Below are 25,813 nucleotides of genomic sequence, written 5' to 3'. Positions count from 1 at the left end.
CCACTTGCGCCGACCTTAGCCGATGGCCCGGCCGCTTGCCAGCAGAGCATGGGGGGAATCGGCGGCAATCTTCCCCCTCGGGTCATCGGTCGCGGGGCGGCTTCGGACGAGGCCCGGGCCGCCCGGCAGGGCTGCGCGGCCCGGTCGGACGGTCGGTCGCGACCCGCTCGCCCGGCTTGCGCGGGGCGGCGGGGCGGGTGGCCTTCTGCCAGCTGTCCGAGAGCTGTTTCAGCCCCTCGCCGGGCTTCAGCGCCTTGCGGGCGGGTTTGGCCGGGGTCTTCTCCGCCGGTTTCGGCGTGGCGCGGCGGGGCTTGTCGCCGGCATCCGCCTCGCCCAGGCCCAACTGCTCGCGCAGGACGCGGGCCCTGACCTCCTCGACCTCGCCGGGCTTCAGCTCGTTCAGGCGGAAGGGCCCGTAGGAGATGCGGATCAGGCGGTTCACCGTCAGCCCGACATGCGCCATCGCCCGGCGGATCTCGCGGTTGCGGCCCTCGCGGATGCCCACGGTCAGCCAGGCATTCGCGCCCTGGTGCCGGTCGAGCTTGACCTCCATCGGCAGGAACTTCTCGCCCTCGATGGTGACGCCCTTGCGCAGGGGTTCGAGGTCCGGGTCGGTCGGGTTGCCCTTGACCCGCACCCGGTACTTGCGCAGCCAGCCGGTCGAGGGCAGCTCCAGCCGCCGCTTCAGCTCGCCGTCGTTGGTGAGGAGGAGCAGGCCCTCCGAGTTCAGGTCGAGCCGGCCCACGGACATCACGCGCGGCATGTCCTCGGGCAGGTGGTCGAAGACCGTGTCGCGGCCCTTTTCATCGGCGGCCGAGGTCACCAGCCCCTCGGGCTTGTAGTAGAGCCAGAGGCGCGGGGGTTCGGGCTGGCCCACGGGCTCGCCCCGGACGGTGATCTTGTCGCGGGGGGTCACGTTCAGGGCGGGCGAGGTGATGACCTTGCCGTTGACCTTGACCTCGCCCAGTTCGATCAGCCGCTCCGCCTCGCGGCGCGAGGCGATGCCGGCGCGGGAGAGGACCTTGGCGATACGCTCGCCCTCGGGGGCGTCGGCCGAGGGCTTTGCGGGGGCTTTGGGCTTTTCTTTTTCGGCCATGACCATCATCCTGCGGCGCAAGGTGGCCAGCCCCGCGGGTGTTCCACCCCCGGACCCCCGAGGATATTTGACCCGGTATGAAAGAGCAACGCGAAGGCTTCCGGTCGTTCATGGCGCTGGCGCTGGAGGAGGCGCGGGCGGCGGCGATGCGGGGGGAGGTGCCGGTGGGCGCGGTGGTGGTGCGCGGGGCCGAGGTAGTGGCGCGGGCGGGAAACCGGACGCGGGAGCTGGCGGACCCGACGGCCCATGCCGAGATGCTGGCGATCCGCGCGGCCTGCCGGCTGGCGGGGTCGGAGCGGCTGGGGGGACACGACCTTTATGTGACGCTGGAACCCTGCCCGATGTGTGCGGCCGCGATCAGCGCGGCGCGGATCGGGCGGCTTTACTATGGGGCGGCGGATCCGAAGTCGGGGGGGGTCGCGGTGGGGGCGCGGGTCTTCAGCCACCCCCAGTGCCACCACGTTCCCGAGGTCTACGACGGGATCGGGGGGGCAGAGGCGGAGGCCTTGCTCAAGGGGTTCTTCGCGGGGAAGCGCGGATAGGTGTCCACAGTGGACATCTTCTGATGGTTCCGTCTTTTCAATGGGATAGGCGCGGACGTTAGGGAATTGGAAAGATTTGCGGGGGAAGCTGCGCCCTCGTCCCGATCCTCTCCCCCAGGGGAGGGGACGCTTTTGGCGGCGGTTGCCCTGGCCCGCAAGGCGGCGCGGGTTCGGGTGGAGGAGCCGCCGGCGGAGGTATGTGCGCCAGTGGGAAGGGACAGGTGGCGCGCCCGTGCCTGGGGCGCATGCCTGGGGCGGGGATACTCGGGCGAAAATGAAAGGGCCGGGCTGGGGGCGGGGCGATACAAGCTTGACGCGGGGGAAATGCCCGCAGTCAAGCTGTCGATCCTGTGCGACCCTCTTTCGCCGACCCGCCTGGACGGCGGCCCTTCAGATGCGAATCGGGTCGAGGACCTCGTGCTCGATCACCTGGACGCCGGGGGGCAGGCCGGCGCGCAGCGCGCTGGCGTCCTGCGCGAGGATCGGGAAGGTCTTGTAGTGGCAGGGGATCACCCAGCGGAAGTTGAAGTATTTCCGGGCGGCGAAGGCGGCGCGGGCCATGTCCATCGTGTAATGCCCGCCGCAGGACAGGATGCCGATGTCGGGCTGGTGATACTCGGCCATCCAGGCCATGTCGGCCATGATGTCGGTATCGCCCGAGAGGTAGATCGTATGGCCCTCGCCCGCGATCATGAAGCCGGCGGCCGAGCCGGCGGGCAGGAGGCCCTTGTCGCCGAAGTCGATGCTGGCGGAATGGACCGCGTTCACCATCGTCACCCTGGCCCCGCCCAACTCCAGCGTGCCGCCCTTGCCAAAGCCCACCGTCTGCGCCCCCTGGCCGTTCAGCCATTCCGAAAGCTCATGGATGCAATGCACCTTGATCCCGAGCTTGCCCGCCAGCCGGGCGGCATCGGCGGCGTGGTCGCCATGGGCATGGGTCAGGAGAAGATGCGTGGCGCCCTGCACGGCCTCGTCCTCGCGGCCTGCGGGAAAGCTGGGGTTGCCGGTGATCCAGGGATCCACCAGGAACACGGCGTCCTCGATCTCGATGCGAAAGCCGGAATGGCCAAGCCAGGTGATCTGCATGGGTCTCTCCATCGTCATTCGGGAAGGGGCCAGTTTCGGGAAATGTCGCGGTCCTGACAATCCGCAATCGTCGGAATGGCCTGATTGCCCCCTGCCGTCGCCCGCCTTGCGCTTGCAGGGGCAGGGGCAGCGGGCTAAACGGAGGCCAAACCATCGGAGAGCCCAATGGCCATTGATATCGACACCGCCCGCAAGGTGGCAAAGCTGGCCCGGATCCGGGTCGAGGAGGCCGATCTGCCCAGGTTGGCCGGCCAGCTTTCGGGGATCCTGGGCTTCATGGAACAGCTGAACGAGGTGGATGTCGAGGGCGTGGAGCCGATGACCTCGGTCACGCCGATGCGGCTGAAGCGGCGGGCGGACGAGGTGACGGACGGCAATATCCAGGCGCAGGTGCTGAAGAACGCGCCGGATGCGCGCGAGGGGTTCTTTGCGGTGCCGAAGGTGGTGGAATGAGCGCGAATACCTGGACCATCGCGGCGGCGCGGGATGCGCTGCGCAAGGGCGAGATCTCGGCGGTCGACCTGACCATGTCCTGCCTGACGGCGATCGACGCGGGCGAGGGGCTGAACGCCTTTGTCCACAAGACGCCGGAGATCGCGCTGGAGCAGGCGCGGGCGGCGGATGCGCGGCTGAAGGGCGGAGAGGCCCCGGCGATGTGCGGGATTCCGCTGGGGATCAAGGACCTGTTCTGCACCAGGGGGGTGCCGTCGCAGGCGGCGTCGAACATCCTGAAGGGGTTCCGGCCGGAATACGAATCGACCGTGACGACGAAGCTGTTCGGTGCGGGCGCGGTGATGCTGGGCAAGCTGAACATGGACGAATTCGCCATGGGCTCGTCCAACGAGACCTCGTGCTATGGCAATGCGGTCAGCCCGTGGCGGCGCAAGGGATCGGACGCGCCGCTGACGCCGGGAGGGTCCTCGGGCGGGTCGGCTGCGGCGGTGGCGGCGGACCTGTGCCTGGCGGCGACCGGGACGGATACCGGCGGGTCGATCCGGCAGCCGGCGGCCTTTACCGGGATCGTCGGGATCAAGCCGACCTATGGCCGGGTCTCGCGCTGGGGCGTGGTGGCCTTTGCCTCCAGCCTGGACCAGGCGGGGCCGATGACCAAATCGGTCCGCGATGCGGCGATCATGCTGGGCGCGATGTGCGGGCATGATCCGAAGGATTCGACCAGCGCGGATATTCCGGTGCCGGATTTCGAGGCGGCGCTGACCGGCGACATCCGGGGCAAGGTCATCGGGATTCCGAAGGAATACCGGATGGACGGGATGCCCGAGGAGATCGACGCGCTTTGGGCACGCGGGATCGAGATGCTGCGCGATGCCGGGGCCGAGGTGCGGGACATCTCGCTGCCCTACACGAAATATGCGCTGCCGGCCTATTATGTGATCGCGCCCGCCGAGGCGTCGTCCAACCTCGCCCGTTATGACGGGGTGCGCTACGGCCACCGCGCCAGGCTGAGCCACGGCGACGGCGTGACCGAGATGTACGAAAAGACCCGGGCCGAGGGGTTCGGGCCGGAGGTGCAGCGCCGGATCATGGTCGGGACCTATGTGCTGTCGGCGGGGTTCTATGACGCCTACTACAACCGCGCGCGGAAGGTGCGGGCTTTGATCAAGCGCGATTTCGAGACCGTGTTCGCCGATGGGGTGGATGCGATCCTGACGCCCGCGACGCCCTCGGCCGCCTTCGGGCTGGGCGAGATGGCGGATGTGGATCCGGTGAAGATGTATCTGAACGACGTCTTCACCGTGACGGTGAACCTGGCGGGCTTGCCGGGGATCTCGGTTCCGGTGGGGCTGGACCACCAGGGGCTGCCGCTGGGGCTGCAACTGATCGGCCGGCCCTGGGAGGAAGGGGCGCTGCTCAATTACGCACATGTGTTGGAAAGCCGCGCGGGCTTTGTGGCCAAGGCCGGGAAATGGTGGTAAGGGGCGGCCGAAAGTTCGCTTGCCGAGGCAGTTGATGAGCCGTAATTCCATTGGTCCCGTTGCCGGTGCCGCCCTTGCGGCGCTGTTGCTGACCGCCTGCACCCCTTCGACCCGGAGCAGCGACTCGGGCGTGGGGTTCCAGGACTACAACTCCTATGTCCGTGGCGCGCAGCCGCAGCCCGCGACGGTCGCGCCGCCCGCCGCCGGCTTCGATCCGGCCGCGGCCTCGGCGGCGATCGACCGGGCCTCGGGCGTGACCCCGCCGCCGGTGGTGACGCCGCTGCCGGGGACGGATGCCGGCATCATCAGCGACAACCGCCCGCGCGGCGGCGCTCCGGCCGGGATCCAGGAAGAATCGGGCGAGGTCAGCCACGCCGGCATCTCGGACGAACAGGACTTCACCGCCGTCGCGGCGCGCGAGACGATCGAGAGCGACGCGGAGCGAATCGCCCGCAACCGGGCGGATTATGTCGTGGTCCAGCCGAAAGACCTGCCGCAGCGGCCGGGGGACACCGGGCCGAACATCGTGGAATTCGCGCTGGCCACCAACCACGCGCCCGGCGTGCAGATGTACAAGCGCAGCGGCCTGGGCTCGCGCGATTCCAGTTCGGCCTGCGCGCGCTTCGCCTCGCCGGATCTGGCGCAGCAGGAGTTCCTGGCCAAGGGCGGGCCGGAGCGTGACCGGATGGGCGTGGACCCGGATGGCGACGGCTTCGCCTGCGCCTGGGACCCGCGCCCGTTCCGCACCGCGCTGCAGTGAGCCTGACGCATCCGTCGCCGAACTTCGGCGACCGGCGCGGCAGGCGGGTGGAACTGGTCGTCCTGCATTACACCGCGATGCTCGGCTGCGCCGAGGCCCTGGCGCGGCTGTGCGATCCTGCGGCCGAGGTTTCGGCGCATTACCTGATCGACACGGACGGAACGGTCCTCTCCCTGGTGGATGAGGGCGCGCGGGCCTGGCATGCCGGGGCGGGGGAATGGCGGGGCGAGGGGGATGTGAACTCGCGCTCGATCGGGGTGGAACTGGCCAATCCGGGCGACCACCCGTTCGCCGAGCCGCAGATGCGGGCGCTGGAGCGGGTGCTGGCGGGGATCCTGGACCGGCATGGCCTGGCGCCGCGGGCGGTGATCGGTCACAGCGACATGGCCCCGGGCCGCAAGGGCGACCCCGGCCGCCGTTTCGACTGGCGCAGGCTGGCCGACGAAGGGCTGTCGGTCTGGCCCGAGGCCGGGGAGCCGGGAGACTTCGCCGCCGACCTGAAGGCCTTCGGCTATCCCGAGGCCGCGCCCGAGACCCTGCTGACCGCCTTCCGCCTGCGTTTCCGGCCCTGGGCGCGGGGGCCGCTGGACGATACCGACCGGGCGCTTGCGGCGGGGCTGCGCCGTTTTGCCGATTGACGCGCCGGGCCTGCCTGCCTAACTGATCCCGCGCGGAGGGCTGGATGACCGCGGGGTGCAAGCCTCGAGGAAAGTCCGGACTCCCGTTGGCAAGGGTGCCGGGTAACGCCCGGCGGGGGCAACCCCAGGGAAAGCGCCACAGAGAACAGACTGCCCTTGTCCGCAAGGGTAACGGTGAAAAGGTGGGGCAAGAGCCCACCGCGGGACTGGCAACAGGACCGGCATGGCAAGCCCCACCCGGAGCAACGCCAAATAGGGGCCTCGCGCGGGGGCCGGTCCCGAAAGGGATACCGCCCGCAGGGACGCCAACGCCCGAGAGGCCCGGGTTGGCAGCTTGACCGCCGTGGCGACACGGTCGGCAGAGGAATGGTCATCCAGCCCCGGATCACGGTCCGGGGTGGACAGAATCCGGCTTACAGGCTCTCCGCGCAGTCACGATCCGGTGGATCTGAACCAACCATGCCAACGCCGCCGGGCCATCCTGCGGAGGCGCAGGACGCCGCCGGCGACCAGGATGGCGACGGCAAGCTCTTGCCCCGGGAGCCGTGGGCGGCGATGTGGCAAGAAGTCAGCCGATTGCGGTTGACTCTGCCACGAAGCTGGCTAAAAGGCGGGCTTCAAGGATTTGACCGGGGGCCGATGGTTTCCCCGATGCAGAGGAAACGACCATGGCAAAGCCCGCCACCATCAAGATCCGCCTGAACTCGACCGCGGGCACCGGCCACTTCTATGTGACCAAGAAGAACGCCCGCACGATGACCGAGAAGATGGTCATCAAGAAGTACGATCCCGTGAAGCGGGAGCATGTCGAATACAAGGAAGGCAAGATCAAGTAAGATCTGCCGATCCGTCGGGAAGCAGGGGCCGTGTCCGTGGGACGCGGCCCTTTCCTTTTGCGCCAGGCCGATGCCGAAGCGATTTCCGGTGCCGCCGCTTGACGGGTTGGCGGCCAGAGGCGATCCCTGCGGTGGCAGGCAGCGGAGGCCCAGATGGAACGCAAGCACCGGGAAGAACATTACGTCGCGCGGGTCGGCTGGCTGCGCGCGGCGGTGCTGGGGGCGAATGACGGCATCGTCTCGACCGCCTCGCTGATCGTGGGGGTCGCGGCGGCCTCGGGCCGGGGCGAGGTGCTGCTGGCCGGGGCGGCGGGCCTTGCGGCGGGGGCGCTGTCGATGGCGGCGGGGGAATATGTCTCGGTCTCGTCGCAGGCCGATACCGAGGCCGCCGACATCACCCGCGAGCGGCGGGAGATCGCCGCGGACCCGGCCGAGGAGCTGCGCGCGCTGGCCGGGATCTACGAGGACCGGGGCGTGCCGCCCGAACTGGCGCGGCAGGTGGCCGAGGCGCTGCATGCCAAAGACCCGCTGGCCGCCCATGTGCGCGACGAGCTGGGGATCTTCGAGCATACCGAAGCGCAGCCGCTGGTGGCGGCGGGGGCCTCGGCCCTGACCTTCGCGGTGGGGGCGGCCCTGCCTTTGGCGGCGGCAGCCCTGGCGCCCGAGGCGCAGATCGCGCTGTGGGTCACCGGCCTGTCGCTGATCTGTCTGGCGCTGCTTGGGGCGGTGGGGGCGAAGGCCGGCGGTGCCAGCCTGCCGCGCGCCGTGGCGCGGGTGACTTTCTGGGGCGCTGTGGCGATGGCGGTGACCTGGGCGGTCGGCCATTTCTTCGGCGCGGTGATCTGAAACGAAAAGGGCCGGTCTTGCGACCGGCCCCCGCCTGTGTGTCGTCGGACTTCGCGTTATTCGCGGTTGCCCAGGAATTGCAGCAGGAACATGAACATGTTGATGAAGTTCAGGTACAGGTTCAGCGCGCCCATGATCGCGGACTTGCCAAGCCATTCCTGGTCCATCGCCTGAGCGTGCTCGATGTAGGAGTTCTTGATGTTTTGCGTATCGAACGCCGTCAAACCTGCGAAAATAAGCACGCCGATCAGCGGAATCGCGAAGGCCAAGCCCTGCGAGCCGATGAAGATGTTCGCCACTGACGCAACGATAAGGCCAATCAGGCCGATGATGAGGAACGCACCGAGCGGCCCGAGGTCACGTTTCGTCGTGTAGCCGTAGAGTGACAACGCAGCAAAGCCGGCCGAGGTCGCAAGGAAGGTCTGGAAGATCGAGCCGAGACTGAAGGCGGTGAAAATCCACGAGATCGACAGACCCATCACCGCCGCGAAGGTGTAGAAGAACAGCTGTGCGGCCGCGGCCGACATGCGGTTCACCATGGCACCGAACGCGAAGATCATCGCGAGGGGGGCGAACATCACCACCCAGCCGAGGATCGTCATCCCACCGTCGGGCGTGCGCAGGAAGTTAAGAAGGTCCGAAGTGCCGACGCCCCAAGCAACGCCGGCGGTGACCAGCATCGCCACGGACATCAGCCCGTAGACCTTGTTCATGTGGGCGCGAAGCCCTTCGTCGATCTGCGCGCGGGCGCCGACGCCTGCGCTGCGGATCGTGTCGTATTGAGCCATTGAAGCCTCCGATGTTGTCCCTAAGGGCAACGCCGGGAACCGGCGCGACCTCATGCGGGAAATATCGGAACGAACGCCTGCGATTTCAAGCGCCTCATCGCGCGCGCGTGGAAGTTTCCCGGTCAGAGTGTCCAATGTGCCGGGGGATCCCAGAGTGGGCGGGCGGTCTCGGCCAGGGCCTCCTCGCGGGTAAGGCCGATGTCGCGCAGGAGATGCGGGTCGAGCCGGGCCAGCGCCTTGCGGCTGCGGTCTGCCTTCAGCGCGGCGGCGAGGGCGGCGAGCGGGCGGGGGCGGCGGGCCAGGAGGCGGAGGGCGAGGGTGGTCATCGGGTCATCCTTTGCGGTGATGCATTGGGAGGGATGGTTCATTTCTGTTGATGAAGATGCGCCCCTGTGGCACATTTCTCAAACGAATGATTGTGACGAAACCGATCAGGATCCGTGATATGTCGCGCAACCTCGACCTGACCGCCCTCCGTTCGTTCGTCACCGTGGCCGAAGTCGGCGGGGTGACGCGGGCGGCGGGCTATCTGAACCTGACGCAGTCGGCGGTCTCGATGCAGATCAAGCGGCTGGAGGACTCGCTGGGCCTGACGCTGTTCCTGCGCGCGGCGCGGAAACTGGCGCTTTCGCCCGAGGGCGAGCAGCTTCTGTCCTATGGCCGCCGGATGCTGGCGCTGAACGACGAGGTGCTGTCACGCTTCTCGGCCAGCTGCTGCCAGGGGTCGATCCGGCTGGGGGTGCCGCATGACGTGGTCTATCCGGCGATCCCGGGGATCCTGCGGCGGATGGCGCAGGCCTGGCCGCTAGTGCAGGTCAACCTGGTGTCCTCGTTCACCGTGCTGATGAAGGAGGAATTCGCCCGGGGCGAGTTCGACGTGATCCTGACCACCGAGGAGGCCCCGGATGCGGCGGCCGAGGTGGTCTCGGCCCGGCCGCTGGTCTGGGTCGGCGCGCCGGGGGGCAATGCCTGGCAGCGGCGGCCGCTGCGTCTGGGGTTCAAGGACAGCTGCATCTTCCGCCCGACGGCGCAGGGCGCGCTGGATACGGCGGGCATCCCCTGGGACATGGCGACCGGGGGCGAAAGCGAGCAGGCGGTCGAGGCGACGGTGGCGGCGGACCTGGCGATCTCGGTGCGGATGGCGGGCAGCATTCCGGAGGGAATGGAGCCGATCACCGGCGACAACCAGTTGCCGCCGCTGGGCGAGATGAAGCTGGCGCTGTACCGCGGCAACCGCCGCAACGACGAGGCGATCGGGACGCTTCTGTCCGAATTGCGCTGCGGCTACGGCGCCTGAACCCGGATCACCACCTTGCCGGTGGCCTTGCGGGCGCGCAGAAGCTCCAGCCCCTCGGGGAAGGCGTCGAAGGGCAGGACCTGGCCGATATGCGGGCGCAGCGCCCCCTCGGCCCGCCACTGCAGAAGCCGGGCCATGCTGGCGGCGACACGGGCCGGGGCATGGGCCTGGAAGCCGCCATACCAGAAGCCGGAGACGGTGAGGTTCTTGACCAGGAGGAGGTTGGCCGGCACCTGCGGCACCTGGCCCGAGGCGAAGCCGATCGCCAGAAGCCGCCCTTCGGGCCGGCAGGCGCGGAGCGCGGCGTCGAAGGCCGGTCCGCCGACCGCGTCATAGACCACGTCCACGCCGCCCTCGGCGCGCAGGCGGTCCTTCAGCCCCGCCGCCTCGCTGTCGATCAGCACATCGGCCCCCGCCGCCCCGGCCACCGCCAGCCGGTCGGCCCCCCGGGCCGAGGCGATGACCCGCGCGCCGAGACGCTTGCCGATCTCCACCGCGGTGAGGCCCACGCCGCCCGCCGCGCCGGTGACGAACAGCGTCTCGCCGGGTTGCAGCCGCGCGACATGGGTCAGCGCGAGATGCGAGGTGCCATAGGCGATGGGAAAGCCCGCGGCCTCGTCGAAGGACATGGCGTCGGGCAGGGCGGCGAGGGCCAGCGTCGGAACGGCGATCCGCGCGGCCAGGGCGCCGCTGGTGCAGGTGCCCAGAACGCGCGTGCCGATTGCGGGGCCCGTGGCGCCGGGGCCTAGCGCCTCGACCACGCCGGCAAATTCCATGCCCGGGATATAGGGCGGGGCGACGCGGACCTGGTACTTGCCCTCGATCATCAGGAGGTCGGCGAAGTTCAATCCAACCGCCGCGACCCGCACCAGCACCTCGCCTTCTGCGGGAGTTGGGCCGGGAAGCCGGACCCGCTGCGGGGCGGCCCCAAGTGCCGGAATCTGCCAACTCTCCATGGATTGTCTCCGATATTATCTTTCGTTTCGCGCGAAAACCTTGGTTCATTTCGCAACCGGGAACAATAATCCGAAGATAGGCGCCAAGCAATCTTTTGCAAAATGCGAAATACAGGGGTTATGTTCGCAAAATGCAATGCAAAGCGGGATTCGCGCATAAGGCGAGTTGCGGCGCCAGGGGGCCTATCGATGATCGAGCTGGGGACAACTCCTCCGTGTCTTATACAAGTGGATAATTCGACTTGTCCAAAAGGACAGGTTTTCCGGGTCGATCAAACTTTTCTTCGCGACTGCCCGATCCGGGCAATCTTGGCACGAAACTTGCTTATAGGATTGCAAGGGGACTGACTTGTACTCGGAGTGAAGAATGAAACATCCCGTAGACGCCCATGTTGGCAAGCGCATCCGTCACCGCCGCTGGATGGTGGGCATGACGCAACAGCAACTTGCCGACAAGGTCGGCATCAAGTTCCAGCAGATCCAAAAATACGAAACCGGCATGAACCGGGTCAGCGCCTCGCGGCTGTGGGATGTCGCGGATGCGCTGGGGGTGTCGATCTCGTTCTTCTTCGAGGGGCTTGCCGACGGTCAGGCGGTTGCCGCGCAGGCGCAAGGCGACATGATGGCCGACAAGGAGGCGCTGGAACTGGTGCGCTCCTATTACGCCATCCCCGAGGCGCAGCGCCGCCGCCTGTTCGACCTGGCTCGCGTGCTGTCGGACGCCGCCTGAGCTTGACCTCGGCCTCGCGAGCCGTTAGCGCCCGCGAGGCAGGCCCCTTCGGCCTGCGGATGACGGAGGGGCAGGATGCGCGTGACACCGGAACTGGCCGAGGATCTGGTCGCCACCGCGCATGAGCTGGCCGATGCGGCCCGCACCGCGACGCTGCAGCATTTCCGCAGCCGGGACCTGACGGCCGATACCAAGGAAACCCACCGCTTCGACCCGGTGACCGAGGCCGACCGGCTGTCGGAGGCGCAGATGCGCGCGATCCTGGCGCGCCGCCGCCCGGCCGACGGCATCCTGGGCGAGGAATATGGCCCGGTCTGCGGCAGCACGGGCCTGACCTGGGTGCTGGACCCGATCGACGGCACGCGCGGCTATCTCTCGGGCACGCCGACCTGGGGGGTGCTGATCTCGGTCCGCGACGCGACGGGGCCGATCTACGGCATCATCGACCAGCCCTATATCGGCGAACGCTTCGAGGGCGGGCTGGGCCGGGCGCTGGTGCGCGGCCCCCTGGGCGAAGCGCCGCTGGCCGTGCGCGCGCCGCGGGCGCTGAACGAGGCGATCCTGTTCTCGACCTTTCCCGAGGTCGGCACCGAGGACGAGGGCGCGGCGTTCCGCCGGGTGGCCGGGCGGGCCAGGCTGGTGCGCTACGGGATGGATTGCTACGCCTATGCGCTGGTCGCGGCCGGGCAGATCGACCTGGTGATCGAGGCCGGGCTGCAGGCCTATGACGTGCAGGCCCCGATCGCGGTGATCGAGGCGGCCGGGGGCATCGTCACCGACTGGCAGGGCCGCCCCGCGGCCGAGGGCGGGCGGGTCATCGCCGCCGCGAGTCCCGCCCTGCATGCCGAGGCGCTGCAACTGCTCAACGGTTGAGCGATTTTTCTTGTTAGAAAGGATTTCGGCGGCTAGAGAGCCGCTGCCGCCGTGTCCTTCTCCCTTCCGACGGTCGGCTGATGCGGCAGAAGGGTATACGAGGCAGTTGCATCCATGCCCGATATCCTGATCCGCAACGCCCTGGTCGTGGTGACGATGAACGCTGCCCGGGCCGAACTGGCCGGGGCCGACATCTATATCCGCGACGGCGTGATCCTGGCGGTCGGTCGCGACCTTGCCGCGGCCGAGGCGCAGGTGGTCGATGCGGCGGGCTGCGTGGTCACTCCCGGCCTGGTGAACACGCATCACCACCTGTACCAGACCCTGACGCGGGCGGTGCCGGGGGGGCAGGATGCGCTGCTGTTCGGCTGGCTGAAGACGCTGTATCCGATCTGGGCGCGGTTTGGTCCCGAGGAGATCTTCACCTCGGCTCAGGTCGGGCTGGCGGAGCTGGCGCTGTCGGGCTGCACGATGACCTCGGACCACCTGTATCTTTATCCCAACGGCGCGCGGCTGGACGACACGATCGCGGCGGCGGGCGAGGTGGGGCTGCGCTTTCATCCGACGCGCGGGGCGATGTCGATCGGGACCAGCGCGGGGGGCCTGCCGCCGGACAGCCTGGTGGAAAGCGAACGCGCGATCCTGGACGACATGATCCGCGTGGTCGATGCCTTCCACGACCCGAAACCCGGCGCCATGGTGCGGGTGGGGCTGGCGCCGTGTTCGCCCTTCTCGGTCAGCCGCGAGCTGATGCGGGACGCCGCCCTGCTGGCGCGGGACAAGGGGGTGATGCTGCACACCCATCTGGCCGAGAACGACGAGGACGTGGCCTATTCGCTGGAACGCTTCGGCTGCCGGCCGGGGCAATATGCCGAGGATCTGGGCTGGACCGGGCCGGATGTCTGGCATGCGCATTGCGTGAAGCTGGACGGCTCGGAGATCGACCTGTTCGCGCGGAGCCATACCGGGGTTGCGCATTGCCCCTGCTCGAACTGTCGGCTGGGTTCGGGCATCGCGCCGGTCCGGGCGATGCGGGACGCGGGGGTGAAGCTGGGGCTGGGGGTCGACGGCTCGGCCTCGAGCGATGCGGGCAACCTGATCGCCGAGGCGCGGATGGCGCTGCTTCTGCAGCGCGTGGCGCGGGGGGCGGATGCGATGGCCGCGCGCGAGGCGCTGGAGATCGCGACGCTGGGCGGGGCGCGGGTGCTGGGGCGGGCGGATCTCGGCGCGATCGAGGTGGGCAAGAGGGCGGATCTGGCGATCTGGGACATGCACGGGGTCGAGGCGGCGGGGGGCTGGGATCCGGTGGCGGCGCTGGTCCTCTGCGGCCCGACGCGGGTGCGCGACCTGATCGTGGACGGGCGGCCCGTGGTGCGCGAGGGGCGGATGGTGACGCTGGACCTGCCCCTGGTCCTGGAGCGGCAACGCATCCTGGCCGCGCGGCTGGCGGGTTAGCTCTCTGGCGGGGGCAGGGGGCTTGCGGTAGAAGGCCGGCAAGGAGGGCCCGATGTCCCACAACTTTGAAGCCCAGCGGCGCGAGACCTTTGACACCTTCCGCCAGTCGAAGGGGATCAGCCTGCCGAAGACGGCGGTGGTCGAATATGCCTTCTTCATCGAGGAGCTGGACGCCTCATGGCCGGCGCTGGAGCGCGCGCTGCGGCTGGAAGGGTTCCGCACCCGGCGGCTGAAGGACGGCGAGACGCTGATCGCGGCGGTCGGGCCGATTCCGGTGACGGCGGAGGAGGTCTGGAAATACGAGCGGATCGCGACCTCGATCGCGCTGAAGCATGATTTCTACCCGGATGGCTGGGAACTGGCGGAATAGCTGTCCGGGCGGGATACGCCCTTGGTGTGAAGCTATGGGCCGGCCCCCCACCCCCGGCCCCTCCCCACGGAGGGGGAGGGGAGGCGCTTCAGGCCGGCGGTGGCGCGGGTTTTTGCGGTGGGAGCCTCCGGCGGGGATATTTGCGCCAGTATGAAAGGGCTTTCAGGTCGGCAGGCGGCGGCCGTTCACCCAGACTTCGGCCACGGCGCGGTCGTCGCCCATCATGATGGTGGGGAAAAGCTGCTGCCAGAGATCCTCGGCCCGGCGGGTGGCCTGTTCGATGGCGGGGGTGGAGGCGAGGTCGATCACCACGAGGTCTGCCTCCATTCCCGGCGCGATGTTGCCGATCCTGTCCTCGGCGTGCAGCGCGCGGGCGGAGCCTTGGGTGGCAAGCCACCAGAGCTGCGACGGATGCAGGGACTGGCCACGCAGCTGGGCGACCTCATAGGCGGCGGCCATGGTGCGCAGCATCGAGAAATTCGAGCCGCCGCCGGTGTCGGTGGCGAGGCCGACGCGGAGCTGGCTGGCGAGGCCCATGTCGAAAAGGCCGGAGCCGATGAAGGTGTTGGAGGTCGGGCAGTGGACGAGGCTGGCCCCGGCCTCGACCAGGCGCGCGCGCTCGCGGTCGGTGAGGTGGATGGCATGGCCGTAGACCGCGCCCTCGCGCAGGAGGCCCTGCGCTTCATAGGTGTCGAGATAGTCGCGGGATTGCGGGAAGAGCGACCGGACCCAGGCGATCTCGTCGGTCTGTTCCGAGAGATGGGTCTGCATCAGGCAATCGGGATATTCGCGCCAGAGCTGGCCGAGGGCCTGCAGTTGCTCGGGCGTGGAAGTGGGCGAGAAGCGCGGGGTGATGACGTAGGAGAGGCGGTCCACCCCGTGCCATTTCTCCAGCAGGCGCCTGCTGTCGTCGTAGGCGGAGCGGGCGGTGTCGCGCAGGCCTTCGGGGGCGTTGCGGTCCATGCAGGTTTTCCCCGCGAAAAGCCGCATCCCCCGCGATCGGGCGGCGGTGAAGATCGCCTCGACGGATGCCGGGTGGATGGTGGCGTAGGAGCAGACGGTGGTGGTGCCGCGGGCGAGGACCAGGTCCAGGTAGCGGTTCGCGATCTCCTGCGCATAGGCGGGATCGGAAAAGCGCATCTCCTCGGGGAAGGTGTAGGTGTTCAGCCAGTCGATCAGCCGTTTCCCCCAGGAGGCGATGATCGCGGTCTGGGGATAGTGGACATGGGCGTCGATGAAACCGGCGGAGATGAGCCTTTGCCCATGGTCGTGGATGCGGGCCTGCGGGTAACGGGCGCGCAGGGTGGCGGCCTCGCCCACGGCGGCGATGCGGCCATTCTCGATGGCGACAGCGCCCTGGGTGAGCGGGCGGGCGGCGCCCGGCCCGTCGACGAACGGGTTGCCGTCGAAGCGGATCACCTGGCCAAGGAGTAGGTCTGTCATGCTGTCCCCCGCGTGCAGGCGGCCAGACTAAGGCCATTCGCTTGCGCGGTAAATTCGCCGCCGCCCCTGTTTCCCCGAAACAGTTTTCGCTAAGGTCGCGCAATCGCACGGGGGAAGAATGGCGGAAGACCTGGCCGAAACCGAGGACGAGGTGCTGGACCAGCCCCGGATCGATGCCGTCCTGGCCGCGGTCGAGGCAGGGGACCGGGCGGGGGTCGATTCGCTGCTGGACCCGCTGCACGCGGCCGATATCGCCGACCTGCTGGAGCAGATCGGTCCGAGCGACCGGCGGGCGCTGCTGGCGCTCTGGTCGCATGAGATCGACGGCGAGATCCTGTCGGAAATCTCGGAAGGGATCCGCGAGGAAGTGGTCGAGGCCATGCCGCGCGAGGTGCTGGCCGAGGCGGTGCGCGACCTTGAGACCGACGATGTGGTCGATATCCTGGAGGACCTGGACGCGCCGCAGCAGGAGCTGATCCTGACGGCGCTGGAGGATGCCGACCGGGTCGCGGTCGAGCAGGCGATGGCCTATCCCGAGAACTCGGCCGGGCGCCTGATGCAGCGCGAACTGGTGGTCGCGCCCGAGCACTGGACCGTGGGCGAGGCGATCGACTTCCTGCGCGGGGCGGAGCATCTGCCGGACCAGTTCTATCACGTGATCCTGGTCGATCCCCGGATGACCCCGGTGGGCTATGTGACCCTGGGGCGGATCCTGTCCTCGGGCCGCGAGGCGCGGCTGCGCGACATCACCGAGGACAGTTTCCGCAGCGTGACGGCGACCGACGAGGAGGCCGATGTCGCCTATATCTTCAACCAGTATCACCTGATCTCTTGCCCGGTGGTCGATGGCTCGGGCCGGCTGGTGGGGGTGATCACCATCGACGATGCGATGAACGTGCTGGACGAGGAGCATGAGGAGGACATGCTGCGTCTGGCGGGCGTCGGCGACGAGGCGGATGTGAGCGACGGGCCGGTCGAGACGGTGAAGCAGCGGCTTCCCTGGCTGGTCATCAACCTGTTCACCGCATCGCTTTCGGCGCTGGTGATCAGCCAGTTCCAGAATACGATCGCCACGCTGGTGGCGCTGGCGGCGCTGATGCCGATCGTGGCCTCGACCGGGGGGATCGCGGGGACGCAATCGCTGGCGGTGGCGGTGCGGGCGCTGGCGACGCGCGACCTGACGCGGGCCAATGCGGCGCGGGTGGTGCGGCGCGAGCTTCTGGCGGGGATGATGAACGGGGTGGGCCTGGCGCTGATCCTGGGGGCGGCGGGGGTGCTGATCTTCGGCGACTGGCATCTGGGCGCGGTGCTGGGGCTGGCGATGATCGTGAACCAGGTCGTCGCGGCGCTGGGCGGCGTGCTGGTGCCCCTGACGCTGGAGCGGATGGGGCTGGACCCGGCGCTGGCCTCGGGGACCTTCGTGACGACGCTGACGGATGTGATGGGGTTCTTTGCCTTTCTGGGGCTGGCGACGGTGATGCTGACATGACGGACGGGGCTTTGGCGGATTTCAAGGCGGCGGCGCGGGCCGAGGCCTTCGCGCGGCGGGCGGCGGCCTATGCCGCGGGGCAGGGGCAGGCGGCGGAGATCCTGGCGGATTTCCTGGCGCCGCACCGGGGCAAGGTGCTGTCGGGCTACATGCCGATGCGGTCGGAGATCGACCCGCTGCCGGCGATGGCCGCGCATCAGGGGCCGGTGGGGGTGCCGGTGATCCTGGAGAAGGCGGCGCCCCTGCGGTTCCGCGAGTGGTCGCCGGGCTGCCGGCTGGTCGAAGGCGCCTTCAGGGCGATGATCCCGGAGGAGGGGGCCTGGATCGAGCCCGAGGTGATGATCGTGCCGATGCTGGCTTTCGACGCGCGGGGCTATCGGCTGGGCTATGGCGGCGGGTTCTACGACCGGACGCTGGAGCTGTTGCGGGCGCGCGGGCCGGTGCTGGCGGTCGGGTTTGCGTTCTCGGCGCAGGAGGTGGCTGAGGTGCCGGTCGATGCGTTCGACCAGCGGCTGGATGCGGTGGTGACGGAGAAGGGTGTCACTCTCTTCGGCTGATTGCTCGTCGATGACTTCGTCACTCCTCGCGGCCGAGGAGGAGACGAAGTCGAACGACGAGGGGCCGTCAGTGCGCGATCTCTTCCTGGCGGACGAACATGTTGCCCCAGGCGCGGTCGATGAGTTCGGGCGTCATCTGGTAGGGGATGTTCTCGAATTCGCAGACCGCGATCATCTGGTCGATCAGGAAGACCGGCTGGTAGTTCGCATAGTTGTTCTGGATCGTCGGGAACTTGACCTTCATCAGATGCATCAGCGCGGTTTCGTCCAAGGGCATCTTCTTCTTCCGCGCGACCATGGCGAAGATCTTCAGGAAGTTCTCCTGGCTCGGCCCGTCGATCTTGATCTTGAAGAAGATCCGGCGCAGGGCCGCGCCGTCGAAGATCTGGTTCGGGTGGAAGTTGGTGGAGAAGATCACCAGCGTGTCGAAGGGCACGGTGAATTTCTCGCCCGATTGCAGGGCGAGGATGTCGCGGGATTCCTCGAGCGGCACGATCCAGCGGTTGACGATCTTCTGCGGCGGTTCCTGCTGGCGGCCGAGGTCGTCGATGATGAAGATGCCGCCAGTGGCCTTGAGCTGCAGGGGCGCCTGGTAGGTGCGGGCCGTGGGGTTGTAGTTCAGGTCCAGCATGTCGAGGCTGAGTTCGCCGCCGGTGATCACCGAGGGGCGCTCGCAATAGACATAGCGGTTGTCGAAGCGGTTCGAGGTGCGGCGCAGCGAGTTCGGGTCGTCCACCGCGGCCTCGGCGGCGGAGTGGACGATGGGGTCGTAGACGCTGATGATCTGGCCGGAATATTCGATGGCGCGGGGGACATAGACCTTGTCGCCAAGCGCGGCGCGGATGCCGTGGCTGATCGAGGACTTGCCGTTCCCCGGCGGACCGTAGAGCAGGATCGAACGGCCCGAGGTCACGGCGGGGCCGAGGTTGTCGATCAGGTCGGGCGGCAGGATCAGGTGGCCCATGCCGGACATCAGCTGCTCGCGGTTCAGGCGGATGTCGCGCACCGACTGGCGCTTGATCTGCACGCCATACTGCTCCAGCGGCACCGGCATCGCGCCATAATATTCCGACTGCGAGAGCGCATCCAGCGCGCGCGCCTTGCCGGCATCGGTCAGCTCATAGCCCATTTCGCCGCCGGCGGTGGCGTGCATGGTGCCGGTCGCGGTCAGGAGTTTCTGCGACCGGGCGAGGTCGACCAGTTCCTGGGTCAGAGGCACCGGCAGGCATATCACCTTGGACAGTGCGGAGACCTGGTCCTGGTTGGTGCGGAACATCGACTTCAGCAGGATGTCACGCATCATCACGGTCGAGAGGCCGGTATCGGCCAGCGACCGGGGAGAGGGCGGCGGCGTGACGCCGGACACCGGGGCTTCAGCGTTCATTCGACAAGCTCCGTGGACAATCGCGGCAAAGGGCTTTGATTTGAGTCTTAGGCGTAACTTGTGTCAGACCTGTGGCCAGATGGCGGCAACAAGATAGATCACGACCATGGCCGAAAGCGCCACGCCGAAGGGCATGATGCGCCAGTGCCGGAAGCCGACCCACTCGTCCGAGGCGCGGCTTACGGCGGGAATCAGGCGGACCAGCTGCACGGCAAGCGTGGCCCCCAGCATGCTGAGGGCGATGAGGATCAGCACCTCGCCGATCGGGGCGCCGACGAAGACGGGCGAGATCGCGGCGGCGAACTTGCCGTCGCCGCCGGGAAAGCGGAACAGCGCGAAGGCGAGATAGGCGATCAGGATCCCGATCCCGAGGAAGGCGAAGCCCCAGAACCAGGCCGTCCAGGTCGGCACGGCGAGCCAGCCCAGAAGCGGCCAGACGGCGGCCATGGCCATGACCGCCTTGTTCGGGATCTTCAGGCGCTTGAGGTCGCTGAGGGCCGCCCAGATCGCGATGGGCAGCACGGGAACCAGCAGGATCAACGCTCCGGTCGGGGTAATCATTACAGCTTCACATTGGAATCGAGGGTTTCAAGGCTGCGCGCGGCGGCGTCGAAATACTGCGGATGGGTGTCGATCGCCTGCTGCAACAATCCCTTGCCCACCGCGACATCGCCCTGCTTGATCGCGGCGAGCCCGAGGGAATAGAGAAGCTCCGCCCGCTCGGTCTGGGTCATGCGGACCACGGGCAGGTCGTATTTGCGTTGGGCGGCGCGGGCGAGGACCAGGTTGTTCTTGGCGGTGAACATCGACGGGTCGTAGGTCAGCGCCTCGGTGAACAGCTTCTCGGCGCCCGCCGCGTCGCCCCGGGTCAGCTTGGAGAAGCCCCAGTTGTTCAGCACGCTGGCGGGCCGCGTGGTCAGGCCGACGGCGGTCTCGTAGAAGCTGTCGGCCTTCTTCCAGTTCTTGTCGGCGTCGGCCACCATCGCCTCGAGCCGGTAGCGGTCGAAGCTTTCGTGGGTCGGCGGGATCTGGTTCAGCTCGGCCTTGGCCTCGGCCCACTGGTTCGAGCGGATCAGCGCGTCGGCCAGCATCACCCGGTCATCGGCCACCGCCTCGGGATGGGCGACGACCTGACGCCAGACCTGCGCGGCCTCGGTCGGTTTCTGGGCGCGGGTCAGGGACTTGCCGAGGCCGCGCATCAGGTCGACGCGGCCGGGATTGTCCTGGACGGCCTTGGTGAAATAGGCCACCGCCTCGCCGGGGTCGGCGACGGTGAGCATCACCTCGTTCAGGTTGGATTCGTCGATGACGTTGATGTCCTTCATCGCCCGCTTGACCTGCGCGTCGGAATTGTTCTGGCAGGCGGACAAGGCGAGTGCGCTGCCGAGGCAGAGCATGACAAGACCCGGTTGGCGCATCTTGGGCGTCCTTTTTTCAGACTGCTCGTTGACTGCTCGGGGTCCCGTCTAGAGCTGGGTGAGAAGGACGTATTTGCCCTTTTCCTGCCGGACGAGGCGGAACCCGCCTTCTTCTTCTTGGCTGGGATCATACACCGCCGATTCGCTTCGGGCGATAGCAAGCTTCAGATTTTCGCGGATCGAGTCCGTTTGGCCACTGTCCAGCGCGAAGGCCTGCTGGAAATAGATCCGCGCCTCGCCGAAATTGCCGCGTTCCATCAGGACGACGCCAAGGTTGTTCAGGGCCGGGACGGAGCTGTTGTCCTGCTCGACCGCGCGCCGCAGGATCTGCTCGGCCTGGCCCAGGCGCCCCAGCGCGAGGTTGGCCGAGCCGATGGCGGAGAGGACATCGGTGGTGATCCCCTGCTCGCCGGCGGCGCGGAGATAGGCCTTGAGCGCCAGTTCGGGTTGTTTCGCCTCCATCAGCCGGTGGCCGACCATGAGGCCATCGACCGCCTCGCCGCGCGGATCGACGCCGTAGGGCTGGTTGCGCGAGACGCCCGACCCGGGGGTGCAGGCGGCCAGCGCGACGGGGATCAGGAGGAGAAGGGTGCGCATCAGCGCGGCCGGGCCGCCGTCACATGTTCCCGAGCATTGTTGCGATGCCATAAAGCGACGGACCGATGAGAATGACCAGAAGGGGCGGAACAGTGAACAGCATTGTGCCAAGGGTCAGCTTGGTCGGCAACATGTTTGCCTTTTCCTCGGCGCGCATGATCCGTTTGTCGCGCATGTCGGCGGAATAGACCCGCAGCGCCTCGGCGACCGAGGTGCCGAAGGTCGCGGACTGGACCAGGGTGGTGACGAAGGAGGCGACGTCGGGCACGCCCACACGCTCGGCCATGTCCTTGAGCACCGAGGTGCGGTCCTTGCCGGCCTTGATCTCTTGCGCGACCATCTCGAATTCGTCGGCCAGCGCGGGATAGGCGGCGCGGCTTTCCTTGCCGAGGCGGATGATCGACTGGTCAAGCGACTGCCCGGCCTCGACGCAGACGAGCATGAGGTCAAGCGCGTCGGGGAAGCCCTCGATGATCTCGGTCCTGCGCTTCTCGACGCGCTTGTCGACCCAGTAGCGCGGGATGAAATAGCCGACGAAACAGGGGATCAGGGTATAAAGCACCAGAGACTTGCCCGAAACCTCGGCCGTGTAGGACTGGATCAGGGCGTAGACCGCGCCGACCATCAGGAGGCTGACGGCAAGGATGAACTGCATCGCATGGAACATGCGCACGGCGTTCTTCGAATCGTAGCCCGCCCGCAGCATCTTGAGCTTGGCGGCCGAAAGCTCCTCTTTCTTCTGCGGTTCGAGGAAATGGGCGTATTTCTCGAGCTTGTCGAGGCGGCCGACCTTGCGCAGGGCGCGCTTCTTGTCCTTGGTCCCGGCGGCGGGCTGCACTTCCTTCAGCTCGCGGAAGCGGTCGCGCTGCTTTTTCATCACGGTGGGCAGCGCGATCAGGATCAGCAGGAGGCCGAGCAGGCCGATCGCCAGAAGCGGGCCCAGCGGGCCGAAACGGTCGGTCAGGAAGGACAGGGCAGCATCCATCGCGGGCCTCAGACCTTAATGTTGGTCATCATCTTCATGTAGATGATGTTGATGATCAGGAAGACGACGACGAAAAGCGCGGCCGGAATGAAGGCGGCGGTTTCCTTCACGTCGTCGTAATAGTCGGGGCGGACCACGGTGATCAGGATCAGCGCGCCGATCGGGAAGGCCGAGAGGAACATGCCGGACCATTTCGCCTCGGCGGTGATGGCGCGGACGCGGCGGAACAGCTTGAAGCGGGCGCGGATCACCTTGGCGAGACCTTCCAGGATCTCGGCCAGGTTGCCGCCCGATTGCTGCTGGATCGACACGGCGACGGCGAGGAAGCGCAGGTCCTGGCTGTCCATCCGCTCGGCGAAGGCCTTGAGCGATTCGGTCACGTCGCGGCCATAGGCGGCCTCGTCGGCGATCACGCCGAATTCCGAGCCGAGGGGATCGGGGATTTCCTTGGCGACGATGCCGATGGCGGTCGAGAAGGGGTGGCCGACGCGCAAGGAGCGCACCATGAGTTCGATCGAGTCGGGCAGCTGCTCCTCCAGCAGGTTCATCCGCTTCTTGGCCTTGCTGTTGACCCAGTAGTAGACCCCGCCCACCCCCATCACCGCGCCAAGCGCCAGCCGCACCGGCAGGGCCGCGGGGGTGAAGACGCTGAGCATCATGAAGGCCAGCACCGAGACCATCGCCATCACCCCCATCAGGGCCTTGGGCGAGAAGGCGATGTTCGCCCGCTGCGCCTTCTTGGCGAAGACCGAGTAGAGCGGGATGCTTTTCGAGTTCAGGTGCTGATTCATCTCCTTGCGGAGCTGTTCCAGCACCTGCTCGCGGTTGGCGTTCTTTTCCAGAAGCGCAAGCCGGCGGCTGAGGCGGTTGTTCAGGCTGATCGACTTGCCGAAGGCGGTCAGATAGACGCCCTCGACGATCACCACGACGGCGACGAAGATCAGGATATAGATGAGCGGCTCGATGCTGATCTGCATGGGGGGCCTCAGATGATCGGTTCGTAGATCGAGGCCGGCAGATCATAGCCCCACTGGCGGAATCGGTCCGAGTAGTAGGACCGCAGCCCGGTGGCGTTGAAGCGCCCGATGATCTTGCCCGAAGGCTCGACCCCGAGGCGTTCGAAGCGGAACACCTCCTGCATCGAGATGACCTCGCCCTCCATGCCGGTGATCTCGGTCACGCTGGTCATGCGGCGGGTGCCGTCCTGCAGGCGGCTGGCCTGGACGATCAGGTTGACGGCGCTGGCGATCTGGTTGCGCATCGCCTTCAGCGGCATCTCGATCCCGGCCATGGCGACCATGTTTTCCAGACGGCTGATCGCGTCGCGCGGGTTGTTGGCGTGGATCGTAGTCATCGAGCCGTCGTGGCCGGTGTTCATCGCCTGCAGCATGTCGATCACTTCCTCGCCGCGGGTTTCCCCCACGATGATCCGGTCGGGGCGCATCCGCAGCGCGTTGCGCAGGCAGTCGCGCTGGGTGACGGCGCCCTTGCCCTCGACGTTGGCGGGGCGGCTTTCCATCCGGCCGACGTGGACCTGCTGGAGCTGGAGTTCGGCCGTATCCTCGATCGTCAGGACGCGTTCGTGGTTGTCGATGAAGGACGACAGCGCGTTCAGCGTGGTCGTCTTGCCCGAACCCGTCCCGCCCGAGACGATGATGTTCAGCCGGCAGGACACCGCGGCCTGGAGATAGGCGGCCATCTCGTCGGTGAAGGCGCCGAAGCGGACCAGGTCCTCGATCTTCAGCTTGTCCTTCTTGAACTTGCGGATCGAGACCAGCGAGCCGTCCACCGCGATCGGCGGGATCATGCAGTTGAAGCGGCTGCCGTCCTGCAGGCGGGCGTCGCAATAGGGGTTGGATTCATCGACCCGGCGGCCCACGGCGCTGACGATCTTGTCGATGATGCGCAGCAGGTGGCGTTCGTCGCGGAAGGTGACGTCCGAAAGCTCCAGCCGGCCGGCGCGTTCGACGAAGATGCGCTTCGGGCCGTTAACCAGGATGTCGTTGATCGTCTCGTCCTTCAGAAGCGGCTCGATCGGGCCAAGGCCCATGACCTCGTCGTAAAGTTCCTGCGTGAGGGCGAGGCGGTCGTCCTTGTTCAGCGCGACCGACATTTCGTCCAGCGCCTCGCCGGCAAGCGAGGCGATCTCGGTGCGCAGCTGCTGCTCGGAGGCGGATTCCAGGGCCGAAAGGTTCAGGTCCTCCAGAAGGCGCTTGTGGATCTCGACCTTGAGTTCGGTCAGGCGTTCCTTGCGCTTCTTTTCCTTGTCGGCCGCCATCGCCTCGGCCGGATTGCGCTGCGGGGCGGAGACGGCGGGGCGCATCGTGCTGGCCGGCTTTTCCGCCTGGGCCGTGGCGGCCGGATTGCCGGCGGGCGTGTTGTTCTTGAAGCGGCTAAACACGGATCAATCCCCCTTGATCAAGCCTTGGCGGACTCGGCCGCCTTGTTCAGGTCGTGCAAGGACTTGGCGAGTTTCTGCAGTTCCTTGCGCAGTGGGTTCTTGGCCGCGCTTTCGGCGATGGGCAGGCCGTGGTCATTGGCCTGGGTGATCTGCTCACCACCGTCGGGCAGCTGCACCTCGATGTCGATGTCCAGGCTTTCCGCCATGCGCTTGACGCGGGCCTTGGCGGAGAGGTCGGTGAACTTGGGCGCGCGGTTCAGGATGTAGCGGACCTTTTCGTGCGGCAGCGCCTCGGCCTTCAGGGCGCGGATGAAGCGCAGGATGTTCTGGGCCGAGCGCAGGTCGAGTTCCAGGAGCGCGAAATAGACGTGCGCCCGGGTCAGCACCGCCTCGGTCCAGGAGACGACGGTGGAGGGCATGTCGACGATCACGAAGTCGAAATTCGCCTGGGCGGTGTCCAGGATGCGGCCCACGTCGTCGGGCGTGATCATCTCGAGCGGCAGCATGTCGGCCGGAGCGGTCAGCACATGCAGCTTGTCGTTGAAGGTCTGCATCGACTTTATCAGGCTGTCGGCATCAAGGGCCGCGGTGTCGGTGAGGACTTCGAGCACGGCCTCCTTGCGCGACAGGTCGAGATAGGTGGCGATGGCGCCGAACTGCAGGTCGAGGTCAAGCACGCAGACACGGGTGCCCTCGCTGTCGGGAAGCGTGGCCAGCTCCCAGCCGAGGTTGGCGGCGAAGGTCGAGGAGCCGACGCCCCCCGCCATGCCATGCACGGGCAGGATCACGCCATTGCGGTCGCCCTTGGGGCGCAGGTTGGGGTTGAAAGTGCCGGTTTCGGGATCGAAGCCGGGGGGGACGACCGGATCGGGCCGGCGCAGACGCTCGATCGCCTCGTGCAGCGAGCCCTCGGGCAGCGGGTAGGGGACGAAATCGTCGGCGCCTAGCTTCAGCATCTGGTGCAGGACCGAGGGGCTGACCTGGTTGGCGATGAGCAGGACCTTGATCTTCTTGGCCTTGGCCGCCTTGATCACGTCGTTCATCTTGGACAGTTCGCTCTCGTCCTCGCTGTCGACGGCGATGGCGACGAACTGCATTCCGGTGCTGTCGGGCTGCTTGAGGAAGACAAGCGCGTCCTCGAAGTTGAGATCGCCCCAGGCTTCGCCCAGCTCCTGCTCCATGTCGTCGATCAGAAGGTCGAATCGCTGCACGTCGCGGGAAATCGTGCAGGCCAGGATCGGGGCGGGATCACTGTTCACGGTGGGCTTGCTTGTCATCTCGCTTTGCGTCCTTTCAGCACGGTACCGTAAGACATTGAACTGGCGTTAAATG

The 25,813-nt window shown here is 67.5% G+C and carries 28 protein-coding genes and 1 other RNA gene; 15 read left to right on the top strand and 14 right to left on the bottom strand.

The window, feature by feature from the left end; genetic code table 11:
• Nucleotides 1-82: 82 nt before the first annotated feature.
• Nucleotides 83-1,096 (bottom strand): pseudouridine synthase, encoded by a 1,014-nt coding sequence (locus tag ACE3UA_RS02995; protein WP_374642356.1) that lies wholly within the window; start codon nucleotides 1,094-1,096, stop codon nucleotides 83-85.
• 77 nt (nucleotides 1,097-1,173) lie between these two features.
• Between ACE3UA_RS02995 and ACE3UA_RS02990 the strand changes: the two genes are divergently transcribed.
• Nucleotides 1,174-1,638 (top strand): nucleoside deaminase, encoded by a 465-nt coding sequence (locus ACE3UA_RS02990; protein WP_374642353.1) that lies wholly within the window; start codon nucleotides 1,174-1,176, stop codon nucleotides 1,636-1,638.
• Between the two features lie 390 nt (nucleotides 1,639-2,028).
• On the opposite strand, the gene ACE3UA_RS02985 is transcribed toward ACE3UA_RS02990, so the two are convergent.
• Nucleotides 2,029-2,724 (bottom strand): metal-dependent hydrolase, encoded by a 696-nt coding sequence (locus tag ACE3UA_RS02985; RefSeq protein ID WP_374642351.1) that lies wholly within the window; start codon nucleotides 2,722-2,724, stop codon nucleotides 2,029-2,031.
• Nucleotides 2,725-2,889: 165 nt separating this feature from the next.
• Between ACE3UA_RS02985 and gatC the strand changes: the two genes are divergently transcribed.
• From gatC to ACE3UA_RS02950, 7 genes are all read left to right on the top strand, one after another.
• Nucleotides 2,890-3,177 (top strand): Asp-tRNA(Asn)/Glu-tRNA(Gln) amidotransferase subunit GatC, encoded by a 288-nt coding sequence (gene gatC / locus ACE3UA_RS02980; RefSeq protein WP_374642349.1) that lies wholly within the window; start codon nucleotides 2,890-2,892, stop codon nucleotides 3,175-3,177.
• Nucleotides 3,174-4,658 carry an Asp-tRNA(Asn)/Glu-tRNA(Gln) amidotransferase subunit GatA gene (gene gatA, locus ACE3UA_RS02975; protein WP_374642347.1) on the top strand — a complete coding sequence of 495 codons (1,485 nt, stop codon included), beginning with the start codon at nucleotides 3,174-3,176 and terminating at the stop codon, nucleotides 4,656-4,658. Before gatC ends, gatA begins: the two co-directional genes overlap by 4 nt.
• A 34-nt stretch (nucleotides 4,659-4,692) precedes the next feature.
• Entirely contained in the window at nucleotides 4,693-5,418 is a 726-nt protein-coding gene (locus tag ACE3UA_RS02970) for a hypothetical protein (protein WP_374642345.1), read from the top strand.
• A complete protein-coding gene (locus tag ACE3UA_RS02965) occupies nucleotides 5,415-6,056 on the top strand; it encodes an N-acetylmuramoyl-L-alanine amidase (RefSeq protein ID WP_374642343.1) in 642 nt (213 codons plus the stop codon). The genes ACE3UA_RS02970 and ACE3UA_RS02965 overlap by 4 nt, the downstream gene beginning before the upstream one ends.
• A 32-nt stretch (nucleotides 6,057-6,088) precedes the next feature.
• Nucleotides 6,089-6,488: RNase P RNA component class A (gene rnpB / locus ACE3UA_RS02960), an RNA gene on the top strand.
• Between the two features lie 236 nt (nucleotides 6,489-6,724).
• Nucleotides 6,725-6,892, top strand: coding sequence for a 50S ribosomal protein L33 (gene rpmG / locus ACE3UA_RS02955; RefSeq protein WP_135448918.1), 168 nt, complete (start codon nucleotides 6,725-6,727; stop codon nucleotides 6,890-6,892).
• A gap of 153 nt (nucleotides 6,893-7,045) precedes the next feature.
• Nucleotides 7,046-7,738, top strand: a complete 693-nt coding sequence (locus ACE3UA_RS02950) for a VIT family protein (protein WP_374642340.1) — start codon at nucleotides 7,046-7,048, stop codon at nucleotides 7,736-7,738.
• Nucleotides 7,739-7,794: 56 nt separating this feature from the next.
• Here ACE3UA_RS02950 and ACE3UA_RS02945 read toward each other — a convergent pair whose 3' ends face one another.
• Together ACE3UA_RS02945 and ACE3UA_RS02940 are read right to left on the bottom strand one after the other, a co-directional pair.
• Nucleotides 7,795-8,526, bottom strand: a complete 732-nt coding sequence (locus ACE3UA_RS02945; RefSeq protein WP_374642338.1) for a Bax inhibitor-1 family protein — start codon at nucleotides 8,524-8,526, stop codon at nucleotides 7,795-7,797.
• 122 nt (nucleotides 8,527-8,648) lie between these two features.
• The gene (locus tag ACE3UA_RS02940; RefSeq protein WP_374642336.1) at nucleotides 8,649-8,852 is read right to left on the bottom strand and encodes a DUF1127 domain-containing protein; all 204 of its coding nucleotides are present in this window, start codon (nucleotides 8,850-8,852) and stop codon (nucleotides 8,649-8,651) included.
• Nucleotides 8,853-8,971: 119 nt separating this feature from the next.
• Here ACE3UA_RS02940 and ACE3UA_RS02935 point away from each other — a divergent pair, with 119 nt between their 5' ends.
• Nucleotides 8,972-9,823, top strand: coding sequence for a LysR family transcriptional regulator (locus ACE3UA_RS02935; protein ID WP_374642334.1), 852 nt, complete (start codon nucleotides 8,972-8,974; stop codon nucleotides 9,821-9,823).
• On the opposite strand, the gene ACE3UA_RS02930 is transcribed toward ACE3UA_RS02935, so the two are convergent.
• Complete coding sequence (locus tag ACE3UA_RS02930) at nucleotides 9,811-10,779, bottom strand: NADPH:quinone oxidoreductase family protein (RefSeq protein WP_374642332.1); 969 nt, start codon at nucleotides 10,777-10,779, stop codon at nucleotides 9,811-9,813. The two genes, ACE3UA_RS02935 and ACE3UA_RS02930, sit on opposite strands and share 13 nt — an antisense overlap.
• 367 nt (nucleotides 10,780-11,146) lie before the next feature.
• Here ACE3UA_RS02930 and ACE3UA_RS02925 point away from each other — a divergent pair, with 367 nt between their 5' ends.
• The 4 genes from ACE3UA_RS02925 to ACE3UA_RS02910 all read left to right on the top strand — a co-directional run bounded on the left by ACE3UA_RS02925 (nucleotide 11,147) and on the right by ACE3UA_RS02910 (nucleotide 14,207).
• Nucleotides 11,147-11,509, top strand: a complete 363-nt coding sequence (locus tag ACE3UA_RS02925) for a helix-turn-helix domain-containing protein (RefSeq protein ID WP_197646365.1) — start codon at nucleotides 11,147-11,149, stop codon at nucleotides 11,507-11,509.
• A 75-nt stretch (nucleotides 11,510-11,584) separates the two neighbouring features.
• On the top strand, nucleotides 11,585-12,382 hold the full coding sequence (locus ACE3UA_RS02920; RefSeq protein ID WP_374642330.1) for an inositol monophosphatase family protein: 798 nt from the start codon (nucleotides 11,585-11,587) through the stop codon (nucleotides 12,380-12,382).
• A gap of 114 nt (nucleotides 12,383-12,496) precedes the next feature.
• A complete protein-coding gene (locus tag ACE3UA_RS02915) occupies nucleotides 12,497-13,837 on the top strand; it encodes an 8-oxoguanine deaminase (protein ID WP_374642328.1) in 1,341 nt (446 codons plus the stop codon).
• Nucleotides 13,838-13,889: 52 nt separating this feature from the next.
• A complete protein-coding gene (locus tag ACE3UA_RS02910; RefSeq protein WP_374642325.1) occupies nucleotides 13,890-14,207 on the top strand; it encodes a ribonuclease E inhibitor RraB in 318 nt (105 codons plus the stop codon).
• A 162-nt stretch (nucleotides 14,208-14,369) separates the two neighbouring features.
• Here the strand turns inward: ACE3UA_RS02910 and guaD are convergent, their stop codons facing one another.
• On the bottom strand, nucleotides 14,370-15,650 hold the full coding sequence (gene guaD / locus ACE3UA_RS02905) for a guanine deaminase (RefSeq protein ID WP_374642323.1): 1,281 nt from the start codon (nucleotides 15,648-15,650) through the stop codon (nucleotides 14,370-14,372).
• A 118-nt stretch (nucleotides 15,651-15,768) separates the two neighbouring features.
• Between guaD and mgtE the strand changes: the two genes are divergently transcribed.
• The gene (gene mgtE, locus ACE3UA_RS02900) at nucleotides 15,769-17,139 is read left to right on the top strand and encodes a magnesium transporter (protein ID WP_374642321.1); all 1,371 of its coding nucleotides are present in this window, start codon (nucleotides 15,769-15,771) and stop codon (nucleotides 17,137-17,139) included.
• Nucleotides 17,136-17,696: a 5-formyltetrahydrofolate cyclo-ligase gene (locus ACE3UA_RS02895; RefSeq protein WP_374642319.1), complete on the top strand. Its 561-nt coding sequence runs from the start codon at nucleotides 17,136-17,138 to the stop codon at nucleotides 17,694-17,696. Before mgtE ends, ACE3UA_RS02895 begins: the two co-directional genes overlap by 4 nt.
• A 67-nt stretch (nucleotides 17,697-17,763) precedes the next feature.
• Here ACE3UA_RS02895 and ACE3UA_RS02890 read toward each other — a convergent pair whose 3' ends face one another.
• From ACE3UA_RS02890 to ACE3UA_RS02855, 8 genes are all read right to left on the bottom strand, one after another.
• On the bottom strand, nucleotides 17,764-19,080 hold the full coding sequence (locus ACE3UA_RS02890; RefSeq protein WP_374642317.1) for an ATPase: 1,317 nt from the start codon (nucleotides 19,078-19,080) through the stop codon (nucleotides 17,764-17,766).
• A 63-nt stretch (nucleotides 19,081-19,143) separates the two neighbouring features.
• Nucleotides 19,144-19,641, bottom strand: a complete 498-nt coding sequence (locus ACE3UA_RS02885) for a hypothetical protein (RefSeq protein WP_374642315.1) — start codon at nucleotides 19,639-19,641, stop codon at nucleotides 19,144-19,146.
• The gene (locus tag ACE3UA_RS02880; protein WP_374642313.1) at nucleotides 19,641-20,498 is read right to left on the bottom strand and encodes a tetratricopeptide repeat protein; all 858 of its coding nucleotides are present in this window, start codon (nucleotides 20,496-20,498) and stop codon (nucleotides 19,641-19,643) included. The genes ACE3UA_RS02885 and ACE3UA_RS02880 overlap by 1 nt, the downstream gene beginning before the upstream one ends.
• A 48-nt stretch (nucleotides 20,499-20,546) precedes the next feature.
• Nucleotides 20,547-21,095 carry a tetratricopeptide repeat protein gene (locus ACE3UA_RS02875; RefSeq protein WP_374642311.1) on the bottom strand — a complete coding sequence of 183 codons (549 nt, stop codon included), beginning with the start codon at nucleotides 21,093-21,095 and terminating at the stop codon, nucleotides 20,547-20,549.
• A 19-nt stretch (nucleotides 21,096-21,114) separates the two neighbouring features.
• Entirely contained in the window at nucleotides 21,115-22,080 is a 966-nt protein-coding gene (locus ACE3UA_RS02870) for a type II secretion system F family protein (RefSeq protein WP_374642309.1), read from the bottom strand.
• 8 nt (nucleotides 22,081-22,088) lie between these two features.
• Nucleotides 22,089-23,057, bottom strand: coding sequence for a type II secretion system F family protein (locus ACE3UA_RS02865; protein ID WP_197646390.1), 969 nt, complete (start codon nucleotides 23,055-23,057; stop codon nucleotides 22,089-22,091).
• Between the two features lie 8 nt (nucleotides 23,058-23,065).
• On the bottom strand, nucleotides 23,066-24,481 hold the full coding sequence (locus ACE3UA_RS02860; RefSeq protein ID WP_374642306.1) for a CpaF family protein: 1,416 nt from the start codon (nucleotides 24,479-24,481) through the stop codon (nucleotides 23,066-23,068).
• 17 nt (nucleotides 24,482-24,498) lie between these two features.
• The gene (locus tag ACE3UA_RS02855; RefSeq protein WP_374642304.1) at nucleotides 24,499-25,758 is read right to left on the bottom strand and encodes a CpaE family protein; all 1,260 of its coding nucleotides are present in this window, start codon (nucleotides 25,756-25,758) and stop codon (nucleotides 24,499-24,501) included.
• Between the last annotated feature and the right edge of the window lie 55 nt (nucleotides 25,759-25,813).

The organism is Tabrizicola sp. (assembly GCF_041919135.1).
Taxonomy (GTDB): domain Bacteria; phylum Pseudomonadota; class Alphaproteobacteria; order Rhodobacterales; family Rhodobacteraceae; genus Tabrizicola.
Note: the sequence above shows the minus strand (reverse complement) of the source record. Positions and strands in the feature narration are given on the sequence as shown.

Coding starts and splice junctions, on each gene's coding strand:
- ACE3UA_RS02880 (WP_374642313.1), bottom strand. CDS start 20,498: ATGCGCCAACCGGGTCTTGTCATGCTCTGCCTCGGCAGCGCACTCGCC.
- mgtE (WP_374642321.1), top strand. CDS start 15,769: ATGGCGGAAGACCTGGCCGAAACCGAGGACGAGGTGCTGGACCAGCCC.
- ACE3UA_RS02950 (WP_374642340.1), top strand. CDS start 7,046: ATGGAACGCAAGCACCGGGAAGAACATTACGTCGCGCGGGTCGGCTGG.
- ACE3UA_RS02920 (WP_374642330.1), top strand. CDS start 11,585: ATGCGCGTGACACCGGAACTGGCCGAGGATCTGGTCGCCACCGCGCAT.
- ACE3UA_RS02910 (WP_374642325.1), top strand. CDS start 13,890: ATGTCCCACAACTTTGAAGCCCAGCGGCGCGAGACCTTTGACACCTTC.
- ACE3UA_RS02940 (WP_374642336.1), bottom strand. CDS start 8,852: ATGACCACCCTCGCCCTCCGCCTCCTGGCCCGCCGCCCCCGCCCGCTC.
- ACE3UA_RS02875 (WP_374642311.1), bottom strand. CDS start 21,095: ATGCGCACCCTTCTCCTCCTGATCCCCGTCGCGCTGGCCGCCTGCACC.
- ACE3UA_RS02925 (WP_197646365.1), top strand. CDS start 11,147: ATGAAACATCCCGTAGACGCCCATGTTGGCAAGCGCATCCGTCACCGC.
- ACE3UA_RS02865 (WP_197646390.1), bottom strand. CDS start 23,057: ATGCAGATCAGCATCGAGCCGCTCATCTATATCCTGATCTTCGTCGCC.
- ACE3UA_RS02990 (WP_374642353.1), top strand. CDS start 1,174: ATGAAAGAGCAACGCGAAGGCTTCCGGTCGTTCATGGCGCTGGCGCTG.
- ACE3UA_RS02985 (WP_374642351.1), bottom strand. CDS start 2,724: ATGCAGATCACCTGGCTTGGCCATTCCGGCTTTCGCATCGAGATCGAG.
- ACE3UA_RS02885 (WP_374642315.1), bottom strand. CDS start 19,641: ATGATTACCCCGACCGGAGCGTTGATCCTGCTGGTTCCCGTGCTGCCC.
- ACE3UA_RS02870 (WP_374642309.1), bottom strand. CDS start 22,080: ATGGATGCTGCCCTGTCCTTCCTGACCGACCGTTTCGGCCCGCTGGGC.
- ACE3UA_RS02935 (WP_374642334.1), top strand. CDS start 8,972: ATGTCGCGCAACCTCGACCTGACCGCCCTCCGTTCGTTCGTCACCGTG.
- rpmG (WP_135448918.1), top strand. CDS start 6,725: ATGGCAAAGCCCGCCACCATCAAGATCCGCCTGAACTCGACCGCGGGC.
- ACE3UA_RS02855 (WP_374642304.1), bottom strand. CDS start 25,758: ATGACAAGCAAGCCCACCGTGAACAGTGATCCCGCCCCGATCCTGGCC.
- ACE3UA_RS02915 (WP_374642328.1), top strand. CDS start 12,497: ATGCCCGATATCCTGATCCGCAACGCCCTGGTCGTGGTGACGATGAAC.
- gatC (WP_374642349.1), top strand. CDS start 2,890: ATGGCCATTGATATCGACACCGCCCGCAAGGTGGCAAAGCTGGCCCGG.
- ACE3UA_RS02945 (WP_374642338.1), bottom strand. CDS start 8,526: ATGGCTCAATACGACACGATCCGCAGCGCAGGCGTCGGCGCCCGCGCG.
- ACE3UA_RS02895 (WP_374642319.1), top strand. CDS start 17,136: ATGACGGACGGGGCTTTGGCGGATTTCAAGGCGGCGGCGCGGGCCGAG.
- gatA (WP_374642347.1), top strand. CDS start 3,174: ATGAGCGCGAATACCTGGACCATCGCGGCGGCGCGGGATGCGCTGCGC.
- ACE3UA_RS02970 (WP_374642345.1), top strand. CDS start 4,693: ATGAGCCGTAATTCCATTGGTCCCGTTGCCGGTGCCGCCCTTGCGGCG.
- guaD (WP_374642323.1), bottom strand. CDS start 15,650: ATGACAGACCTACTCCTTGGCCAGGTGATCCGCTTCGACGGCAACCCG.
- ACE3UA_RS02890 (WP_374642317.1), bottom strand. CDS start 19,080: ATGAACGCTGAAGCCCCGGTGTCCGGCGTCACGCCGCCGCCCTCTCCC.
- ACE3UA_RS02930 (WP_374642332.1), bottom strand. CDS start 10,779: ATGGAGAGTTGGCAGATTCCGGCACTTGGGGCCGCCCCGCAGCGGGTC.
- ACE3UA_RS02995 (WP_374642356.1), bottom strand. CDS start 1,096: ATGGCCGAAAAAGAAAAGCCCAAAGCCCCCGCAAAGCCCTCGGCCGAC.